Raw genomic sequence first — 21761 nt, 5'->3', positions numbered from 1 at the left:
TTCTAACGATTTAGTTGAATTATTATAGTAAAGGTTAAAATCGAAGTAATCAAGAAAAAAGAAGGTAGAATAATTAAAGTTAGAGAAGCATTAATAATTGTAAAATGGATGTGTAATCTGTAAGAAAAGAATCTCAATAATTTTAAATACGTGATGTCATATGTATCATTAAGATAATTTGATTATACATAACATAAATGTAAAATACTTTGAATAACTATTAAGTAAGTAAGATGGTATATTTTAAAATAAAAAATAATATATAATAGTATCTAAATGAAAAATTTAGAATTTTTAACTTTTCTCAGAATATGAATTAGATGAATTTCATTAAGAGTATTTAATTATAGATAAAAGAGAGGTGGTCTTATATGAAAAAGCAATTATTTACATTATATTTTAATATATTTTTAATATTCGTTGGAATTGGCCTTGTTATTCCTGTTCTTCCAGTATATTTGAAAGATTTAGGATTAAAAGGAAGCGATTTAGGAATTTTAGTAGCCATTTTCTCATTGTCCCAAATGATTATTTCTCCTTTTGGAGGAAGTTTAGCTGATAAATTGGGTAAAAAATTAATTATTTGTTTAGGATTAGTATTTTTTACGATCTCTGAGTTCTTATTTGCTATGAGTCATTCTTTTATACTTCTAATAGTATCAAGAATACTTGGAGGTTTTAGTGCAGGGATGGTAATGCCTGGTGTAACAGGAATGATTGCAGATATTTCTAAAGCTAAAGATAAAGCAAAAAATTTTGGTTATATGTCTGCAATTATTAACTCTGGTTTTATTTTAGGACCAGGAATTGGTGGTTTTTTAGCAGAAGTATCACATCGTCTTCCATTTTATTTTGCAGGTGCACTAGGTGTTATGGCGTTTGTTATATCTGTAATATTGATTCGACAACCACAAAATACAGTGGAAAGTCATCATATTCACTTTGAAACAAAAGAACTTTCTAAAATTCAATGGGGTGTTTTTATTACTCCAATTATCTTAACGTTTGTACTTGCTTTTGGTTTGTCTTCTTTTGAGACGTTATTTTCTCTATATACTTCAGCGAAAGCAAACTACGCACCTGGCGATATTTCAATTGCTATTGTAGGTGGTGGTGTTGCAGGAGCAGTATTCCAAATTTTCTTTTTTGATAAATTTATGAGATATACCACTGAACTTACATTTATTACTTGGGCATTATTATATTCTGTCATTGTTATATTTAGTCTTATAATCGCTCATAGTTACTGGTCAATTATGTTAATTAGTTTTATTGTCTTTATTGGATTTGATTTAATTCGACCAGCGCTAACTAATTATTATTCAAATATAGCGGGTAATCGACAAGGTTTTGCTGGAGGACTTAATTCTACATTTACAAGTATGGGTAATTTTGTAGGCCCATTGGTAGCAGGTTCATTATTTGATGTTAATATTGAATTTCCTTTATATATGTCTATTATTGTAATGTTATTTGGGGTAGTAATTATTTTCATAGAGAAAAATTTAAAGTTAAATCGTAGCGGATGTGATTAAATAAGTTTTATATATTTTATATAATAGAAATGTAACAATAAAAAGTCGTTAGGTAATATAACTGTTACAAAGATTACAATTATTTTAAATTGCCTTCTATTGAATTATTTTATCTATATTTGTATGTTAAGATATAAAAAAATTCAAAGAGAAGTGTGGGTAAGGAGATGAATTTAAAAAATATATTGTTAAGTGTGGTAGCTATCATTTTATCAATTTGTTTGGCATTTCTATTATTTATCGCAACGAATCAAAATGCCTTAGCTAAGGTACATCGAACAATTTCTACTTTTTCAAAAGTTGGAAGTATTGTCGAAACTGAAAATATATTAAATATAAACAGCAATCACACCGCCGAAGCTTCTGAGAAAGATCAAACACAACGCAAAGCAGACATTCGTCAAAATCAAAACGTTAACTATAGGTTAAATGAGAAAGCTCAAGAAAAATATTTATATTCAACAGAGGAATGTAAAACGATAGCTGAAAATTATATGCAACAAAATTATAAAGAGCCTGTAAAGTTAGAGCGTTTGAATGAAACTAATCAATCCATCACTTTTGAAGCGTATCCAAAAAACAAAAAAGCTGAAGATATAACAATTAATAAAATGGGTAAAGTTGAAATCATTTCTGTAAATGATGTTAAATAAAAATGTAAAGTAAGATTAGAGTAGGAAAGTGAAATCTAAAGATTTCTATCTTACTCTATTTTTTATTAGTCAAAAAGAGTAGTAAAATGGGATATATAAAGAAGATAAATGAGGTGTTACATTGAAACATAAGAAAACTAATGCAATGAGAATGCTTGATAGAGCCAAGATTAATTATTCAGTAAATACATTTGAAATAGGTGAAGAACATTTAGATGGAGAAACAATTGCGGAATTAGTGCATGCGAATGTGAAAGACGTTTATAAAACATTAGTATTAGAAAATGCTAATCATGATCATTTTGTATGTGTTATACCAGTCAGTGAAACATTAGACTTAAAAGAAGCGGCACATGTCATAGGTGAAAAGAAACTTAATTTGATGCCGATGGATGATTTAAAAAAAGTTACTGGTTATATAAGAGGAGGGTGTTCTCCAATAGGAATGAAACATTCGTTTCCAACGATTATTGATGAGTCAGCTTTATCACGAGACAAAATCAATGTGAGTGGTGGTCAACGAGGCATGCAAATTATACTTGAACCTAATGATTTAATTGCAGTTACACAGGCACAAACAGCGCGTATTACTCAACATTAAATGTATTAGCAGAGTGAGCAATGATATACATTGTGAACACTCTGTTAATTTTTCGATTTTTTGAACGTTTTTGAACGTTTTTGATAATTTTTGATTGAAATATGTAAGCGCGAACACTATAATAAAAGTTGTAAAGGAGTGTTAAAGATGATCTCTGAAAAACGACAAAGTTTAATTTTACAAGAACTTAAGAAAAAAGATTTTTTATCACTCCAAGAGTTAATTGAACGAACAGGTTGTAGTGCTTCAACTATAAGAAGAGATTTATCAAAGTTACAACAACTTGGACGTCTTCAACGTGTTCATGGTGGTGCGACACTTAATAGTCATAGAAATCAAGAACCCATTTTATCTGAAAAACTGTCTACAAATCTAAAAGAAAAAAAAGAAATTGGAAGAAAGGCAGCTTTGCTCATTGAAGATAATGATTGTATTTTTATGGATGCAGGTTCTTCTACAATTGAGATGATTCCATTTATAAAAGCACAAGATATCGTAGTGGTTACAAACGGTTTATCTCACGTTGAAAGATTACTTCAGCGAGGTATTAAAACTTTGATGATTGGTGGAGAAGTAAAAGCTACCACTTTTGCTACTGTAGGAGCAAGTGCCCTTGAAGTTTTAAGACGTTATTGTTTTGATAAAGCTTTCATAGGTATGAATGGCTTAGATTTGAATCATGGATTAACCACACCGGATGAAAAAGAAGCATTAATTAAAGAAAGAGCAATACATCAAGCAACCACATCTTATGTTTTATTAGACCATTCAAAATTAGATGAAATATATTTTGCGCATGTCTCAACCAAATCTTGCCATGTTGAGTACATCGTATCTGAGCAATTACGTCATCATAATCGCTACAACGAATACAAAGAGAAATACCATTTTTAGGAGGTTAATTATGATATATACAGTGACATTTAATCCCTCTATTGATTACATCATGTTTACTGATGGATTTGAGCTAAAAGGGCTTAATAGAGCTAGAGAAACATACAAATTTGCTGGAGGAAAAGGTATTAATGTTTCTCGCGTGTTGAAAACCTTAGATGTTTCGTCTACGGCATTAGGATTTGCTGGAGGTTTTCCTGGGGAATTTATTTCTAGTATCTTGGAACAAAGCGATATTAATACGGAGTTTATTAAAGTAAATGAAGATACTCGTATTAATGTTAAATTAAAATCCGGCGATGAAACTGAAATTAATGCACCTGGTCCGAATGTGACTTCTGATCAGTTTGAAGCATTATTAAATCAGATTAGACATACTTCTAAAGAGGACACTGTCATTGTAGCAGGAAGTGTTCCAAAAAGTATTCCGAGTGATGCTTATGCTCAAATTGCAAAAATCACTCAAGAAACAGGTGCAAAATTAGTAGTGGATGCTGAAAGAGATTTAGTTAATACAGTGTTAGAATATCATCCTTTATTTATTAAACCGAATAAAGATGAATTAGAAGAAATGTTTGATGTCACAATTAAATCTGATCAAGATGTCGTTAAGTATGGTAGAGAAATAGTAAAAAATGGATCTCAATCTGTCATTATTTCTTTAGGTGGAGATGGTGCCATATATGTTGATGAGACAAGAAGTATTAAAGCCCAAAATCCTAAAGGTGAAGTTGTAAATACAGTAGGATCTGGTGACAGTACAGTTGCAGGTATGGTAGCGGGTCTTGAGTCGGGACTCTCACTTGAAGAAGCATTTCGCCAAGCAGTAGCTTCAGGTACGGCTACAGCATTTAATGATGACTTAGCATTAAAAGAAGATATAGAAAAAATCAAGTCACAAGTTACAATTTCTGTACTTGATGGGGAGTGATAGAGATGAGAATAACAGAATTACTTACTAAAGAAACAATTGCTATGGATTTATCAGCTAGTGATAAAAATGGCGTCATTGATGAATTAGTTAATCAATTAGATTCAGCTGGTAAATTAAGTGATATAGCTCAATTTAAGGAAGCGATTCATAATCGTGAGTCACAAAGCACAACGGGAATTGGTGAAGGAATAGCCATTCCACATGCTAAAGTAGCAGCAGTGAAATCACCTGCGATTGCTTTTGGTAAATCAAAAGAAGGTGTGGACTATCAAAGTTTAGATGGCCAACCTGCACATTTATTCTTTATGATTGCAGCGCCAGAGGGTGGTGCACAAACACATTTAGATGCATTAGCTAAATTGTCAGGTATTTTAATGGACGATAAAGTAAGAGAAAATTTATTACAGGCTAATTCAGAAGAAGAAATACTTCGTATTATTGATAATGCTGATGACGAAGCGACTAAAGAAGAAGAAAAAGAAGCTCAAGAGCAAGAGGCTGAAGCACAAGCAACAACTGGTGCATCAGCGAATGATAATGCTAACGAATCTTACGTTTTAGCTGTAACAGCGTGTCCAACAGGTATTGCACATACGTATATGGCCCGTGATGCTTTGAAAAAACAAGCAGAAAAAATGGGAGTTAAAATAAAAGTTGAAACAAATGGTTCAAGTGGTATTAAAAACCATTTAACTCAACAAGATATTGAACGTGCAACTGGGATTATTGTAGCTGCCGATGTTCATGTAGAAACAGATCGTTTCGATGGTAAAAATGTAGTTGAGGTTCCAGTAGCAGACGGGATTAAACGTCCTGAAGAGTTAATCAATACAGCACTTGATACAAGTAGAAAACCATTTAAAGCACATGGTGGACAAAAAAATACAGATAAAGATAGTAATGATGAAAAATTAAGTCCAGGTAAAGCATTTTATAAACACTTAATGAATGGTGTTTCTAATATGTTACCACTTGTTATTGCTGGTGGTATCTTAATGGCGATTGTATTCTTATTTGGTGCCAACTCATTTGATCCAAAAAGCCCTGAACATAATGCGTTTGCAGAACAATTGTGGAATATTGGTAATAAGAGTGCCTTTGCATTAATTATTCCAATCTTAGCTGGTTTCATTTCTCGTAGTATTGCAGATAAACCAGGTTTTGCAGCTGGTCTAGTTGGCGGTATGTTAGCAATTTCTGGTGGCTCTGGATTTATCGGTGGTATTATTGCTGGTTTCTTAGCGGGTTATTTAACACAAGGTATCAAATATATTACTCGTAATTTACCTCAAGCAGTTGAAGGTTTAAAACCAACATTAATTTATCCACTATTAAGTGTGACGATTACTGGATTATTAATGATTTATGTATTTAATCCACCTGCAGCATGGTTAAACAATCTATTATTAAATGGTTTAAATAGTTTATCTGGTTCTAACATTATGCTATTAGGACTAGTTATTGGAGCTATGATGGCAATTGATATGGGAGGTCCATTCAATAAAGCGGCCTATGTATTTGCGACAGCAGCTTTAACTGAAGGTAATGCTGCACCAATAACAGCAGCAATGGTTGGTGGTATGATTCCACCATTGGCAATTGCCACAGCAATGTTTATCTTTAAACGTAAATTTACAAAAGAGCAACGTGGCTCAATCGTACCTAACTATGTTATGGGTCTATCGTTCATTACAGAAGGTGCTATACCTTTTGCAGCTGCTGACCCATTACGTGTGATTCCATCAATGATGGTCGGTTCAGGTGTTGCTGGAGCGATTGCATTAGGACTTGGTTCAAGAATTAATGCACCACATGGTGGTATCATCGTTATAGCAGCAACAGACTTTAGTCATATCATCCAAACTATCATTGCTTTAATTATAGGTACACTTGTTTCAGCAGTACTTTATGGTTTACTGAAACCAAAATTAACAGAACAAGAAATTAAAGCTTCAGAATCTATGGATGAATAATCAACATTGGTTTAATGAGCCTGAGACATAATGAGTTGTCTCAGGCATTTTTTATATATTAATATTTGTTAATTGAATCGAAAACGTGTTGCCTCAAAGCTATTTTAAGGAATACTAGCATCGAGATCTTTGTAAAAAAGGCAATATTCAAAGAAATTTGGGTTGGGGCTTCAGCAAAAAGGGTTTCCTGAGAAACCCAACGTTCAACGAAAGCTGGGGTTGGGGCCTCAGCAAAAAGGGTTTCTTGAGAAACCCAACGTTCAACGAAAGGTGGGGTTGGGGCCTCAGCAAAAAGGGTTTCTTGAGAAACCCAACGTTCAACGAAAGGTGGGGTTGGGGCCTCAGCAAAAAGGGTTTCCTGAGAAACCCAACGTTCAACGAAAGGTGGGGTTGGGGCCTCAGCAAAAAGGGTTTCTTGAGAAACCCAACGTTCAACGAAAGCTGGGGTTACATTATCGAGGGGATTAACGAATTTTGTCCAATCTTTTATTATATAGTTAATATGTAATTAAAAAGATATGGCGATATATATACTTGACTATTACTATAGATTAGTTTTAAATGGGAATTTGAGTTTAAGAAACAAATAACCATCCTGGACTATTATTGCACTTTTATAGTGTTTAATTAAAAAATCCCTTATATATCGTTTTTCTGATTTTCTTAAAAATTTATTACAAGGACCATTAAAGTATATATGAAATAGTAGGAAGAAAATCAGTATATAATGCTTTTTAAATGATTTTAAATGTTAAAAGCTTTCTTATTTTTATTTAACCATTTAGTATAGAAATATGGTAAAATTAAAGTAATACATTTTTTTGGGGGTGTCTTGATGGGAAGGTCTTAACATGCTTTTATAACGGTGATAAGTATGACGTATTAAATTCGTGTTACTCATTAGAGACACATAATATTTGGAGGTGAATCCCTAGAAATAGGGAACTAATTGGAAACAGTGACCATAATTAATTTAGTAATATTTTTTCTATTAATCGCTTTAACAACTGTATTCGTTGGATCTGAATTTGCATTAGTAAAAGTACGTTCAACACGAATTGAACAACTTGCTGATGAAGGTAATGGAAGCGCAAAAATTGTTAAAAAGATGATTGCTAATCTTGATTATTATTTATCAGCTTGTCAACTTGGTATTACAGTTACATCTTTAGGTTTAGGTTGGTTAGGTGAACCGACATTCGAAAAACTATTACATCCACTTTTTAATCTATTACATTTGCCAAGTGCAGTAACTACAACCATTTCATTTGTGATTTCGTTTATTGTTGTAACTTATTTACATGTAGTGTTAGGTGAGTTAGCACCTAAATCAATAGCAATACAACATACTGAAAAATTAGCATTAACTTATGCTAGAACATTATATTATTTTGGTAATGTCATGAAACCATTAATATGGTTAATGAATGGTTCGGCACGAGTAATTATTAGAATGCTTGGTGTTAATCCTGATGCGCAAGCAGATGCAATGTCTGAGGAAGAAATTAAAATTATTATTAATAATAGTTATAATGGTGGAGAAATTAATCAAACAGAACTGAATTACATGCAAAATATCTTTTCATTTGACGAAAGACATGCGAAAGATATCATGGTTCCACGTACACAAATGGTAACGTTAAACGAACCATTTAATGTTGACGAATTACTTGAAACGATTAAAGAACATCAATTTACACGTTATCCAATTACTGAAGATGGGGATAAAGACCATATAAAAGGTTTTATTAATGTAAAAGAATTTTTAACAGAATATGCTTCAGGTAAAACAATTAAAATCTCTAATTATATTCATGAATTACCTATGATTTCAGAAACAACTCGTATTAGCGATGCATTAGTTTCAATGCAACGTGAACATGTTCATATTAGTCTTATTATTGACGAATATGGTGGTACTGCTGGTATTCTAACAATGGAAGATATTCTTGAAGAGATTGTCGGTGAAATCAGAGATGAATTTGATGACGATGAAATAAATGATATTGTTAAATTAGAGGAAGATATGTATCAAATTAACGGACGTGTCTTACTTGATGATTTACATGAAAAATTTGATATCACTTTTGAAGATTCTGAAGATATCGATACAATTGGTGGATGGTTACAAGCACACAATACTAATCTTCAAGTTGAAGATTATATAGATACAAAATACGATCGATGGATTGTTTCTGAAATGGATAATCATCAATTGGTATGGGTTGTACTTAAATACCAATTTAATGAAACAAGACCTGTGATTAGTGATGAAGAGGAAGAAGAAAATCACGATCACAAACATGAATCGGATGAATAAAAATAAAGGCACTTGGGTATGTAAACCTAAGTGTCTTTATTTGTATGCGTAAAAGAAATTAAGTTATGCTATTTTTTAGTTGAGAAATTATATTGAATAGGATGTGGCACAAATGATAAATGATACACAAGTGTTAAATAATGGTTACCCAATGCCTAAAGTAGGACTAGGTGTTTATAAAATGGAAGATGATGAGATGGAAACCGCAGTACAAACAGCATTAGAAGCGGGATATCGTGCATTTGATACTGCTTATTTTTACGGTAATGAACAAGCACTAGGTAAAGCTTTAAACAACAGTGATATTGCAAGAGAAGACGTATTTATTACTTCTAAATTATGGAATGATTATCAAGGATATGATAATACATTAGAATATTTTAATAAATCTTTAGAAAACTTAGGATTGGATTACTTAGATTTATATTTAATTCATTGGCCATGTGAAAAAGATGGCTTATATATTGAATCTTATAAAGCATTAGAAAAATTATATAATGAAGGTAAAATTAAAGCGATTGGTGTATGTAACTTTAAACCCCATCACTTAGAAACTTTGATGAAAGAGACAACTATTGTACCTCAAATTAATCAAATAGAAGTTCATCCTTATTTTAATCAACAAGATGTACAAGATTATTGTGATAAACATGATATTACTGTTACAGCTTGGATGCCACTTATGAGAAATCGAGGATTATTAGATGATCCAGTAATTACAAAATTAGCAGAACAATATGACAAAACACCAGCACAAATTGTATTACGTTGGCATCTAGCCCATGACAGAATTATTATTCCTAAATCAAAAACGCCATCTCGTATTCGTGAAAATTATGATATTTTTGACTTTAATTTAGAACTTACTGAGATTGCGGAAATTGATAGTTTAAATAGAAATGCACGTCAAGGTAAAGATCCAGATGATGTAGCAATAGGTGATTTAAAATAATATAGTTTAAATTATTACAAAAGCTAGAGTTAATGTTAATTATTTGTTAATTACATGGTTATTAGTAGAATGTTTATTGATTTTATTGATACAATATTAGAAAGAATGTAGAAAAGGATGTAATTAGATGAAAATCAGAGTCATTATACCTTGCTTCAATGAAGGTAAAGTCGTAAAAAAAACTTACGATAGATTGACTGAAATTTTGACGGAGAATAGTAACACTCGTCGTTATTATTATGACTTGTTATTTATTGATGACGGTAGTAAAGATAATACGATTGAGCATATACAACATTTAGCGGAATACGATGAACATGTTAAATATATTTCTTTCAGTCGAAATTTTGGTAAAGAAGCAGCAATGATTGCTGGTTTTCAACACAGTGTGAATTTTGATGCAGTCGTAATGATTGATGGAGATTTACAACATCCTCCGGAATTTATACCTAAAATGGTTGAAATGTATCAACAAGGGTTTGATCAAGTTGTCGCTAAACGAGATCGTAGTGGTGAAAATGTTGCACGTAAAACAATGTCAAAGTTGTACTATAAGCTCATTAATAGTTTTGTCGAAGATATTAAATTTAGTGATGGTGTAGGAGATTTTCGATTATTAAGTCAACGTGCAGTTAAATCGATTGTTTCATTAAATGAATATAATCGATTTTCTAAAGGCTTATTTGAATGGATAGGATATAATACAAAGATTTTTACTTATAAAAATGTAGAACGAGAAGCTGGAGAATCTAAATGGACATTTACCAAGTTATTAAATTATGGGATTGATGGATTAATATCATTTAATAATAAACCCCTGAGAGCAATGATATATCTTGGAATGTTTATCTTTGGATTAAGCATCATTTATATTATTTATTTGTTAATAGGCATTTTAATGAATGGAATTAATCATCCAGGTTACTTTACAACAATAGCAGCTGTATTGTTATTAGGTGGCATTCAGTTAATGTCTATTGGTGTAGTTGGCGAATATATTGGGCGAATTTATTACGAAGTAAAACAAAGACCAAAATATATTGTAGAAGCTTCCAATTTAAAAGCACCTATTGAAAAAGTAGTTGCAGAAAAAGAAAAAATTTATCAATAAAAAATAAACATGTAAAAGCTCTTACATCATAGCTTCTTACATGTTTATTTTTTTAAGTCATTTTCAATATGATTATGTTTGAGTTGCCACAATAAATATATATCAAATAAAGCATAAATAATTATGAAGATATACCAAAATGACGTTAATAAGGTCAAAAGTATAATTGAAATAATAATAATTGTATGACCAATCATAATAGGATGTTGTAGCTTACTCAAAAATTTAAGATGATTCAATTCATTTTTTGAAAAAGTACTTATGAAATCAATACTTAAGCCTACGATAAATATAGCTGGAGCTAAATAAGGAATAGACATATAGACTGATTGATCGCTAGATTCAAAAGTGATAAATAATGAGCAACTAATCATAATTGCAAAAATGAATGCAAGAGATTTATACTCTGAAATCATTAAGTATATATGTTTACGATTTAAATAATATTGTAGGATTGTCCAACTTAAGAAAAATATAATTGAAGCAAATGTTATAAAATTGAACTTTTCAATCACAATACTATTAATAATAGCATTGATAACAATGGATAATAGAACGGAGTTAAACGTTAGTTGTTTGAAATGATGCCGATATAAATCAAAACCCAGAACACATATTGTAATGGCTATATTAATAAATACATATATAATCATGGTGTACTCCTATCACGTGTGTGTAGTTCATTAAAATATTATAGCAATTAAAATAAACTTAATCATTTCAAAACACTTAATAAATAATATTCTATTATAATTTACTAATTATACACCTTTCTTATTACTCCATAACAATGTATGTAACTGAGGTAAAACATACACGTGATTCATATCACTGCTATTCATTACTGTGTCTACAAGGGTTTCATAGCGACCAAGTAATTTTTCGGTATGATGTTCAACATCATCATCTAAATAAGGGTTTCCTACTTGCAAATAAAATGGAATATTAGGATAACGATGATGAATCATTCTAGCAAATTGATAATCTTCTTTATCAAAAACAACTACTTTCAAGTTCAATGTTGATGGTATACATTGTTCTATGACATCATCTAATATTTCTAAATTAGGCACCATATTAGAGCTAGGCGGTTTAGGACTAATTGTTAAATCGTTAATTTGTCGCATCCAAGGTTGAAATTTACTGCCTTGGGTTTCTAATGCCGTAAAAATATTTTTTTCTTCAAATAAATCTACTAAATCTTGAATTCCTTTGATTAATGCAGGGTTACCTCCAGAAATAGTGACATGATCAAATTGATTACCGCCAATTTCTTTTAAACGATCATAAATGTCTTGAGCAGTTAATAACTCTATATCATCTTTAGCGCTACCATCCCACGTAAAGGCGGAATCGCACCAACTACAACGATAATCGCATCCTGCTGTGCGGACAAACATTGTTTTTCGTCCTATAACTCGTCCTTCTCCTTGAATAGTAGGACCAAAAATTTCTAAAACTGGTATTTTTGAAGGCATTATTTATTCTCCTTTGGACGATAGACAACATAACTTGATGGTGTTTCACGTAAATACACTTGTACACATTTAGGTTTATTGTCATACTCGTTAAGATGAGCTTGTACGATTTCAAAAATTGTCTGTGCCACAATTTCAGTAGAAGGACTTTTATCTTTAAATTGAGGTAAATCATTTAATAAATAGTGATCAAATTGGTCATGGACCAATCGTTTTAATTCACTAAAATTAATTAAAAATCCATTATGGTCGAGTGTATCTCCAACAATAGTTAAGTTAACAAAATAAGTATGTCCATGTGTTCTCATGCATTTTCCAGCATCTTCACTAGGAATAAAATGTGCCGCAGAAAAATTGAAATCTTTATTTAATTCAAATGTATAAGGGTGATTCACTGTAGGATAAACTTGTTGTATCATAATGACGCATCTCCTTTTTGTTCTAAATATTGATGAAGTCCACGTTGTCTTAATTTACAAGCTGGACATTCTCCGCATCCATCTCCAATAATACCGTTGTAGCATGTAAGCGTATTGTGGCGCACATAATCGAGGACACCTAATTCATCACTGAGTTCCCAAGTTTGCGTTTTATCTAACCACATTAAGGGTGTATGAATAACAAAGTCTCTATCCATAGATAAACTAAGTGTGACATTCATAGATTTAATAAAACTATCTCGGCAATCTGGGTAACCAGAGAAGTCTGTTTCACATACACCCGTAATGATGTGTTTCGCATTCACTTGATAAGCAAGAGCTCCAGCAAATGACAAGAATAATAAATTACGAGCAGGTACAAAAGTATTTGGTATACCATCTTCTCCTGTCTCAATTTTCATGTCATGTTTTGTTAATGCATTTGGAGTAAGTTGAGATAGTAAAGACATGTCTAAAATATGGTGTTTCAACCCTTGATCTTTTGCTATTTTAGAAGCTACTTCGATTTCTGTATTATGTCTTTGCCCATAATTGAATGTGACAAGTTCAACCTCTTTAAAATGTCTTTTGGCGTAGAAAAGACAGGTTGTACTATCTTGACCACCACTAAACACAACAATTGCTTTTTCAGAATTCAAAACACTGTTTGGCATAACGTTTCTCCTTTAAAAGTTAATATTTTTAATTTATGATGAAATAGAATGAAAACATTGGATATAAAATATAAAAAAAGCCTATCTCTATAAAAAGATAGACTTAAAAGATGTAGAACATATGTACATTAAAAAGCTTATATAAATATTTCTACAAAGGTCTAGTTTTTTATAGAGGGTTTCAGCTAGGAACCTCTTTATATTCGAATTATACGATAGATAGCTTAATATATTCATATCTTAAAATCAAGTGCTAGTTTATAGAATATTAAAAAAAGCGCTTATATAAAATTGTATTTTAATATATTATTTTGAAGGTTGGAAATAATTATGATTATAGTCATAGATAATAATGATTCATTTACATATAACTTGATTGATTACATAAAAACAAAAACTTCTCATTGTGTAAAGGTAATAAAGGTAACAGAAGTGACTGTAGCATTACTTGAAGAATTAACAATTGAAGCTATTGTCATATCTCCAGGTCCGGGAAAACCAAGTGACTATCCAATTTTGAAAAGCGTTTTAGATAGATACGCCTCATCGGTGCCTATATTAGGTATCTGTTTAGGGTTTCAACTCATCTATGAATATTATGGAGGGGAAATTATGCATGGGCCAAAGCCCGTTCATGGTCATACAACACCTATAATGCATACAGGTAAAGGACTTTTCAAACAGTTACCTCAAAATTTTAATGTTATGCGTTATCATTCTTTAATTGCTAATAGGCAACAATTACCTTCTCAATTAAATATTACAGCTACAAATAATGAAGGTATTATGATGGCATTTGAACATGATACACTACCTATTTTTGCAGTACAGTATCATCCTGAATCTATATTAAGTGAATATGGTCATCAGCAGATTCAATACTTTATAGAGAGAGTAGGAAAAACACATGAATATTACGTTTAATTACCGTTATTATACTAATGAAGATGACTACATCAATTATCAATTGCGATTTGATCAATATATTTCAAAATCAATTGCCTATTCTTTAGAAGAAGTAGGTGAAGTTATTCAATTTGCTGAAGAACAACAGAAAAAGGGGCATTATGTAGCGTTATATTTAACTTATGAATCAGCGCCATTTTTTAATAATCAATTAGAAACGTATCACTTAATAGAAAAAGAAGTATACGCTGCTGCATACGCTTTTAATCAACCCTTAAACTCTGATAATAATAAGGATAATATACAATATCATTCAGTACATCATTTTCAATTTCAAGAAAGTGAAGAACAAATGAGAAGAAAAATTATTAAAATACAAGAAGCTATTACAGAAGGAGATACTTATCAAGTTAATTATACTACTCGTTTATCCAGTAAAGTACATTATCCTATTTCAACGTTATATACCTATTTAACTCACAACAATAACGGTGGCTATACAGCTTTATTAGATACCGAAGAAGTAAAAGTTGCGTCAATTTCTCCAGAGTTATTTTTTCAAAAAGGTACGTTTAACAATAAAGCAAACATTATTGTTAGTAAGCCGATGAAAGGAACAATGCCACGTGGGAAAAATAGTGTAGAAGATCAGTTGAATTATGAAGCATTAATGTATTCTCATAAAGATAGAGCAGAAAATGTAATGATCGTTGATTTATTACGTAATGATATGTCAAGAATTTCAAAAACTGGAACCATCGAAGTTTATAAATTGTTTTTTATTGAAACGTATCAAACCGTATACCAAATGACAAGTATGGTAACAGGGCAACTAGAAGATGCTATATCGCTTCATTCAATTTTAACAGCAATGTTTCCATGTGGATCTATCACTGGTGCGCCTAAACAAAGTACTATGGCTTATATCAAACATTTAGAAACCAGTCCAAGACATATTTATTGCGGCACAATAGGTTTATTGTTACCAGATGATAAAATGATTTTTAACATTCCAATTAGAACAGTAGAATATCGAAATAATCTGGCTCTTTACGGGGTAGGTGCGGGAATTACCATTGATTCTGTTCCATTAAATGAAATTCAAGAATTTCGAGACAAAACCAAAATATTGGAGGAGTTATGATTGAAATTATTTGAAACAATGCGACTTAATCATGGTCATATACCAAGGCTAAACTATCATACGCGTCGTTTACGTCAATCTTGTTCACAATTAGGTTTTCAGTTTTCAGAGATTGCTTGGTATAGTTATATTGAAAATTTAAAACAAAATTATAATGACCACTTATATCGTTTGAAAATAGAAATTGATAAAGACGGACAATTTACCCACGTTATTCAGCCATTATCTTCTAAAGACATTTTTACTGCACGTTTTAAAAAGTCTAACAATGATTATCCACAAAAATTTATTATAAATAAAACAACAGAAAGAACATATTTAACGCATAATCATGAAACAGATTTGATACTACTGTATGATGATAGTGGTAAAATTTTAGAATTTGATATTGGAAATATTATGATTAAAGAAAATGGAAACTATTATACGCCACGATATAATAAAGATTTTTTACGAGGATGTATGAGAGAAAGTTTATTAGAAAATCATAAACTTAAGCTGAAAGATTATACTAAAGATGAATTAATGATAAAACTGGAAAATGAAGAAGTAGAAGTTTATTTGCTGAATAGTCTACGTGAAGTTGCTCGGGTATCTATTTATATATAAAATACATTTGATAAATATTGTGAAATTTAATTTAGTTAATAATGGAGAAGATTATGGCATTATTATGGTTAATACTTATCGTACTACTCAATAGTTTAAGTAAATATATAATCAATCGATATTTGAAGGATAATCTAATCATGCTACCGCGTATTGTAGGCACAATGACTGTGTTGTTTCAATTTGTACTAGTATATCTTTTAATTCAGTCTATCATGCCATATGCTACGCATTTATTAAATTTATTTTATCATCAATAAAATAAATTCAAATAATTTAGAATGTAATAAGAGGTGCAATAATGAAAATTTATAGTCAAGGAGACCAAGCGATTATTATAGATATTGAACAAGAAGTCGCTGAAGATGTAACAAAAAATTTAATTGCTGTACGTACACATTTATTAAATAAAGACTTACCTTTCATCACTGATATTGTACCTACAGAGTCTAGTATGATGATTTGTTATGATGCTCGAGATATGATTAAACATTATAATATTTCATCGCCATTTCAATATATGAAGGCACTTGTAAATTCAATTCAGACTGAATTAGAACATATCGAAAATAAACAAACAGCGTGTCATTTTCATAATATTCCTGTGGTTTATGGTGATCAATTTGGACCTGATTTAGAGGCTCTATTAAAATACTATCGTCTATCCAAAGAGGAATTTATTCAACTTCATTCAAAATCACATTACTTTGTCTCTATGATGGGATATTCTCCAGGCTTTCCTTATTTAACAGGAATGAATGAAAAATTATATGTTAATCATACAAGTCACAAGAAAAAAAGAGTACCTGCAGGTTCTGTCATTATTGAAGGGAAAAAATGTGGCATTGTAACGACAGATACTTATAACGATTGGTTAGTCATTGGCTATACCCCAATTAAATTATTTTCACCAGAGCGCGATAACTTTAATTTATTAAAATTAGGAGATAATGTCTTATTTCATCCTAAAAATCCAAATGATACTGAATTAGGAGATTTTAAATAATGTCAATCATAATAGAAAAACCTGGACTTTTTAGCACGTTCCAAGACTTTGGACGCCAAGGGTATGAATATGAGGGAGTCATCCCTGGCGGTGCATTAGATACATTAGGACATGAAATTGCGAATCGTCTTGTAGCAAATGATAAAAACGAAGCAACTTTAGAAATGACACATATTATGGCGAAAATTAGATTCACAGAGCCTACTTTAATTGCCTTAACAGGTCATCACTTTGAAGCGTGTACAGAAAATATGAAAATTAAACCTTATAAATTGTATTTAGTAGAAAAAGGAGAAGTATTGTCTTTCAAAGAAACGAGTACAACATCTCGTGTTTATTTAGCTATTGGAGGAGGATTTAAATTAGATTCTTGGTTAAATTCAACGTCAACAGATTTAAATGTTGGTGTTGGAGGGTTTCATGGAAGAACACTTCAAGAAGGCGATGAAATTGAAATGAAACGTGATTATACATCACGACACCGTAAACTTTTTGAAAATTTAGCACATCAGCGAACAACAAGTTGGGGAATTGATGGTTATGCTTTATCGTTTAATTATGTTTCTGATGTATTTCATGTCATTGCTAATAAAGGAACAAATGATTTTGATACTGAAACACAACAAACATTTATACATGGAGAGTACAAGGTAACGAATAAGTCTAATCGTGTAGGGATGTTATTAGAGGGTCCTAGTATTAAAGCATATTATGAAGATATGCCTGAGTATCAACCAGTAAAAAAGGGCACTATTCAAGTAAAACGTGATGGTACACCTATTATTTTATTAAATGATCATTACACTATTGGAAGTTATCCACAAATAGGTACTATAGCAAGCTATCATTTAACTAAACTTGCTCAAAAACCACGAGGATCTCGTTTGAAATTTCAATTTATAGATATTGAAACGGCTGAAAAAAATACTGTGAAGTTTAGTAATTGGATGAATCAATTATTTCACGGTATCGAATTTCGAATGCAATTAGAAATGTTAAAATAAAAAATATCATCAAAATATTGAATATTAATATTTAATGATATTTTTTAATGTAAAGGTATAGGACTATAGTCTGATTAAATTGAATAGATTAGACGTTATAATATATCAATCAGTTTAATAGTTTAGAAATGATTAGGTATATAAATGGAAAGGCTAAACTTGAGCTTTTTCTTGATAAATAAGTAAAAATACTTTATATTTATATATTGAACTATGAAGTATTATTACAAAAATATTACAAAATTCGCATTTTTTTAATAAATAGTTAACAATTAAATGTAGTGATAAAAAAGGTTCTTTTATTAAATAATAATTAAAAATTTTATTGTTTTAAAAACATATTAAATTTTAAAAATAGCATTCGTAAATGGCCGTATTTGAATAACTATAAACGGAGGAAACATTCATGAGTTTACACAAAAGAAAAATAAGTCTTTTTGCGTTTTTCTTAATGACTGTATTTACAGTAACATTGAAAACGTATTTCTCATACTATGTAGATTTTTCTTTAGGTGTTAAAGGGTTAGTTCAAAATTTAATACTATTGATGAATCCATATAGTTTAATCGCGCTTATTTTAAGTATCTTTCTGTTCTTTAAAGGTAAGAAAGCATATTGGTTTATTTTTATTGGAGGATTCTTATTAACATTTTTACTCTATGCTAATGTTGTTTATTTTAGATTCTTCTCAGACTTTTTAACGTTTAGTACATTAAATCAAGCGAGTAACGTTGAATCGATGGGGGGCGCAGTAAGTGCCTCTTTTAAATGGTATGACTTTGTGTATTTTATAGATACTATTGTTTATCTGTTTATTTTAATTTTTAAACGAAGTTGGTTAGACAAACGTGTATTTAGTAAAAAGTTTGTACCAGTAGTGATGGCAGCATCAATTGCATTGTTCTTTTTAAACTTAGCTTTTGCTGAAACTGATCGCCCTGAATTATTGACTCGTACATTTGATCACAAATATTTAGTTAAATATTTAGGTCCATATAATTTTACTGTATATGATGGTGTTAAAACGATTCAAAACAATCAACAAAAAGCATTGGCTTCTGAAGATGATTTAACTCGTGTTTTAAATTATACGAAACAAAAAAATACAGAACCAAACTCTGAATATTATGGTATTGCTAAGAAGAAAAATATCATAAAAATACATTTGGAAAGTTTTCAAACATTTTTAATTAATAAAAAAGTAAATGGTAAGGAAGTTACACCTTTCTTAAACAAATTATCGACTGGTAACGATGACTTTAGATATTATCCAAACTTCTTCCATCAAACAGGACAAGGTAAAACTTCTGACTCAGAATTTACAATGGATAATAGTTTATATGGTTTACCACAAGGATCTGCGTATTCATTAAAAGGAGATAACACATATCAATCTTTACCAGCAATTTTAGATCAAAAAGAAGGTTACACTTCTGATGTGATGCACGGGGACTACAAAACATTTTGGAACCGTGATCAAATTTATAAACATTTTGGTATAGATAAATTTTACGATGCAACATATTATGATATGTCGGATGAAAATGTCGTGAACTTAGGCTTAAAAGATAAACCTTTCTTTAAAGCATCAGCAGAATATCAATCTAAAATGAAACAACCATTTTACTCTCATTTAATTACACTAACTAATCATTATCCATTTACTTTAAATTCAGAAGATGCAAGTATTGATAAGCCGAATACAGGCGATTCTACTGTAGATGGATATATTCAAACGGCTCATTACTTAGATCAAGCTTTAGAACAGTATATTAATGATTTGAAAGCAAAAGGATTATATGATGATTCAGTCATTATGATTTACGGTGACCATTATGGTATTTCTGAAAACCATAACAATGCAATGGAGAAATTACTGGGTGAGCAAATTACACCAGCTAAATTCACAGATTTAAATCGTACTGGCTTTTGGTTAAAAATTCCTGGTAAAAATGGTACTGTAGATGAAACATATGCTGGGCAAATGGATGTGATGCCTACTATCTTACATTTAGTTGGTATTGATTCGAAGAATTATTTAATGTTTGGTACAGATATGTTATCTAAAGATCATAATGATGTAATTCCATTCCGTAATGGTGATTTCATCACAAAAGATTATAAATTTGTGAATGGTAAAGTATATTCAAATAAAAATAATGAATTAATAACAACGCCACCTAAAGATTTAGAAAAAAATAAAAAACAGGTGGAAAAAGATTTAGAAATGAGTGACGAGGTATTAAACGGCGACCTATTCAGATTCTACAATAATCCAGATTTCAAAAAAATTAATCCATCAAAATATGACTACAAAATAGGTCCTCATGGAAATCAAAAATAATTCAATATTAGAGAGTGTATAAAATAAACATTCTATATTAAAAACCCGTAGATAAGTTTTATCTACGGGTTTTTTATCGTTGCATTAAAAATCAACAAAAAATGAGAGTGGGACAGAATTCATTTTGAATTCGTCGTTATACTGCGACAACACATTCCTAAATTACGTTGGACGTAGACTTTCTTATTGAAAGTTTTTTGTTGGGGTCCCGGGACTAGAATTGACTGTCAATATATTAAAAAAGCCTAAGACCATTTAATATGTCTCAGGCTTATTCGTTAATTTAATTATCCTAATGATACGTCTAATATCATCATTATCACAAAACCAAGCATTAAGCTTAATGTAGCTAAATCTGTATTATTACTCGATTGAGAATCAGGGATAAGCTCTTCTACAACTACAAAAATCATTGCTCCTGCTGCAAAAGCTAATGCATAGGGTAGTACTGGAGTGATAAAAATAATTGCAATGGCACCTATAGTTGCAAAAATAGGTTCTACTATGGCTGATGCTTGACCATAATTAAATGCTTTAAAACGTGTTGCACCAGCGGCTCTAATCGGCATGGATAAAGCAGCTCCTTCTGGAATATTCTGAATACCAATACCAATTGCTAAACCAAGGGCTCCCAAAAAGGTAGCTTGTCCATTTCCAGTTGCAATTCCACCAAATGCTACGCCGATTGATAAACCTTCAGGAATATTGTGTAAAGTGATAGCTAATACTAGTAAAGCATTTTTACTTAAAGAAGTTTTAACGCCCTCTCGATATTGACTTTTATCACCGATTTTTTGGTGTATATGTGGAATGACTGCATCAAGTCCTCTAATAAACACACCACCTAGAATAAAACCAATCGCAGCAGGTAACCAAGCAGGTAAATGACCATTTGTACCATAATCAATGGAAGGTTGTAATAAAGACCAAAAACTTGCAGCAATCATAATTCCAGCGGCAAAACCTTGCATAGAAGTTAGGATTTTTTTGTTTACAGTCTTGAAAATAAAGACTGATGCAGCACCTAAAGCGGTTAATAACCAAGTGATAATACCGGCAATAAGCGCTTGAAGATAAGGCGGTAAATTTTCGAAAAAGTCTATCATATCTATTTTCTCCTTATATCATTTAGCATTAAAAAGGTGTATAATATATAGAACTGAATTAAGCTTATCAGAAATATATTGAAATTTCGATATTAAAA

At 30.8% G+C, this 21761-nt stretch carries 21 protein-coding genes; 16 read left to right on the top strand and 5 right to left on the bottom strand.

The features are described 5' to 3' along the window. Positions 1–371: 371 nt before the first annotated feature. The 9 genes from norA to MHI13_RS09605 all read left to right on the top strand — a co-directional run bounded on the left by norA (position 372) and on the right by MHI13_RS09605 (position 10973). Positions 372–1535, top strand: coding sequence for a multidrug efflux MFS transporter NorA (gene norA, locus MHI13_RS09645; RefSeq protein WP_048761349.1), 1164 nt, complete (start codon positions 372–374; stop codon positions 1533–1535). A 167-nt stretch (positions 1536–1702) separates the two neighbouring features. Then, positions 1703–2188 (top strand): hypothetical protein, encoded by a 486-nt coding sequence (locus MHI13_RS09640; RefSeq protein ID WP_025987153.1) that lies wholly within the window; start codon positions 1703–1705, stop codon positions 2186–2188. A 145-nt stretch (positions 2189–2333) separates the two neighbouring features. Continuing rightward, complete coding sequence (ybaK, locus tag MHI13_RS09635) at positions 2334–2789, top strand: Cys-tRNA(Pro) deacylase (protein WP_172457931.1); 456 nt, start codon at positions 2334–2336, stop codon at positions 2787–2789. A 147-nt stretch (positions 2790–2936) separates the two neighbouring features. Further along, on the top strand, positions 2937–3683 hold the full coding sequence (locus tag MHI13_RS09630) for a DeoR/GlpR family DNA-binding transcription regulator (RefSeq protein ID WP_048682600.1): 747 nt from the start codon (positions 2937–2939) through the stop codon (positions 3681–3683). Positions 3684–3693: 10 nt separating this feature from the next. Continuing rightward, complete coding sequence (gene pfkB, locus MHI13_RS09625; protein ID WP_019834923.1) at positions 3694–4614, top strand: 1-phosphofructokinase; 921 nt, start codon at positions 3694–3696, stop codon at positions 4612–4614. Between the two features lie 5 nt (positions 4615–4619). After that, the gene (locus tag MHI13_RS09620; RefSeq protein ID WP_019834924.1) at positions 4620–6590 is read left to right on the top strand and encodes a PTS fructose transporter subunit IIABC; all 1971 of its coding nucleotides are present in this window, start codon (positions 4620–4622) and stop codon (positions 6588–6590) included. A 949-nt stretch (positions 6591–7539) separates the two neighbouring features. Further along, complete coding sequence (locus MHI13_RS09615; protein WP_049382083.1) at positions 7540–8910, top strand: hemolysin family protein; 1371 nt, start codon at positions 7540–7542, stop codon at positions 8908–8910. 112 nt (positions 8911–9022) lie between these two features. Then, positions 9023–9862, top strand: a complete 840-nt coding sequence (locus tag MHI13_RS09610) for an aldo/keto reductase (RefSeq protein ID WP_017175966.1) — start codon at positions 9023–9025, stop codon at positions 9860–9862. A 127-nt stretch (positions 9863–9989) separates the two neighbouring features. Next, positions 9990–10973, top strand: a complete 984-nt coding sequence (locus tag MHI13_RS09605) for a glycosyltransferase family 2 protein (RefSeq protein WP_070548256.1) — start codon at positions 9990–9992, stop codon at positions 10971–10973. Positions 10974–11017: 44 nt separating this feature from the next. Here the strand turns inward: MHI13_RS09605 and MHI13_RS09600 are convergent, their stop codons facing one another. The 4 genes from MHI13_RS09600 to queC all read right to left on the bottom strand — a co-directional run bounded on the left by MHI13_RS09600 (position 11018) and on the right by queC (position 13544). Then, entirely contained in the window at positions 11018–11626 is a 609-nt protein-coding gene (locus tag MHI13_RS09600; protein WP_049382080.1) for a hypothetical protein, read from the bottom strand. A gap of 108 nt (positions 11627–11734) precedes the next feature. Beyond that, a complete protein-coding gene (gene queE, locus MHI13_RS09595; protein ID WP_017175963.1) occupies positions 11735–12451 on the bottom strand; it encodes a 7-carboxy-7-deazaguanine synthase QueE in 717 nt (238 codons plus the stop codon). Next, positions 12451–12870 carry a 6-carboxytetrahydropterin synthase QueD gene (gene queD, locus MHI13_RS09590; protein ID WP_017175962.1) on the bottom strand — a complete coding sequence of 140 codons (420 nt, stop codon included), beginning with the start codon at positions 12868–12870 and terminating at the stop codon, positions 12451–12453. Before queD ends, queE begins: the two co-directional genes overlap by 1 nt. Beyond that, on the bottom strand, positions 12867–13544 hold the full coding sequence (queC, locus tag MHI13_RS09585; RefSeq protein WP_017175961.1) for a 7-cyano-7-deazaguanine synthase QueC: 678 nt from the start codon (positions 13542–13544) through the stop codon (positions 12867–12869). Before queC ends, queD begins: the two co-directional genes overlap by 4 nt. Before the next feature lie 330 nt (positions 13545–13874). On the opposite strand from queC, the gene MHI13_RS09580 reads away from it, so the two are divergent. From MHI13_RS09580 to ltaS, 7 genes are all read left to right on the top strand, one after another. Continuing rightward, positions 13875–14468 (top strand): anthranilate synthase component II, encoded by a 594-nt coding sequence (locus MHI13_RS09580; RefSeq protein ID WP_017175960.1) that lies wholly within the window; start codon positions 13875–13877, stop codon positions 14466–14468. Beyond that, complete coding sequence (locus tag MHI13_RS09575) at positions 14452–15594, top strand: chorismate-binding protein (RefSeq protein WP_049379638.1); 1143 nt, start codon at positions 14452–14454, stop codon at positions 15592–15594. Before MHI13_RS09580 ends, MHI13_RS09575 begins: the two co-directional genes overlap by 17 nt. Further along, entirely contained in the window at positions 15595–16203 is a 609-nt protein-coding gene (locus tag MHI13_RS09570; RefSeq protein ID WP_019834928.1) for an aminotransferase class IV, read from the top strand. A 53-nt stretch (positions 16204–16256) separates the two neighbouring features. Next, complete coding sequence (locus MHI13_RS09565) at positions 16257–16463, top strand: hypothetical protein (RefSeq protein WP_049379636.1); 207 nt, start codon at positions 16257–16259, stop codon at positions 16461–16463. A gap of 41 nt (positions 16464–16504) precedes the next feature. Further along, complete coding sequence (locus MHI13_RS09560; protein ID WP_019834929.1) at positions 16505–17209, top strand: 5-oxoprolinase subunit B family protein; 705 nt, start codon at positions 16505–16507, stop codon at positions 17207–17209. Beyond that, entirely contained in the window at positions 17209–18213 is a 1005-nt protein-coding gene (locus MHI13_RS09555; protein ID WP_019834930.1) for a 5-oxoprolinase subunit C family protein, read from the top strand. Before MHI13_RS09560 ends, MHI13_RS09555 begins: the two co-directional genes overlap by 1 nt. A gap of 406 nt (positions 18214–18619) precedes the next feature. After that, positions 18620–20557: a polyglycerol-phosphate lipoteichoic acid synthase LtaS gene (ltaS, locus tag MHI13_RS09550; protein ID WP_019834931.1), complete on the top strand. Its 1938-nt coding sequence runs from the start codon at positions 18620–18622 to the stop codon at positions 20555–20557. A 287-nt stretch (positions 20558–20844) separates the two neighbouring features. Here ltaS and MHI13_RS09545 read toward each other — a convergent pair whose 3' ends face one another. Then, positions 20845–21663 (bottom strand): ZIP family metal transporter, encoded by an 819-nt coding sequence (locus MHI13_RS09545; RefSeq protein ID WP_070548254.1) that lies wholly within the window; start codon positions 21661–21663, stop codon positions 20845–20847. Positions 21664–21761 lie beyond the last annotated feature (98 nt).

The organism is Staphylococcus sp. FSL K6-0223 (assembly GCF_038008285.1).
This window is presented reverse-complemented; position numbering and strand designations above follow the sequence as displayed.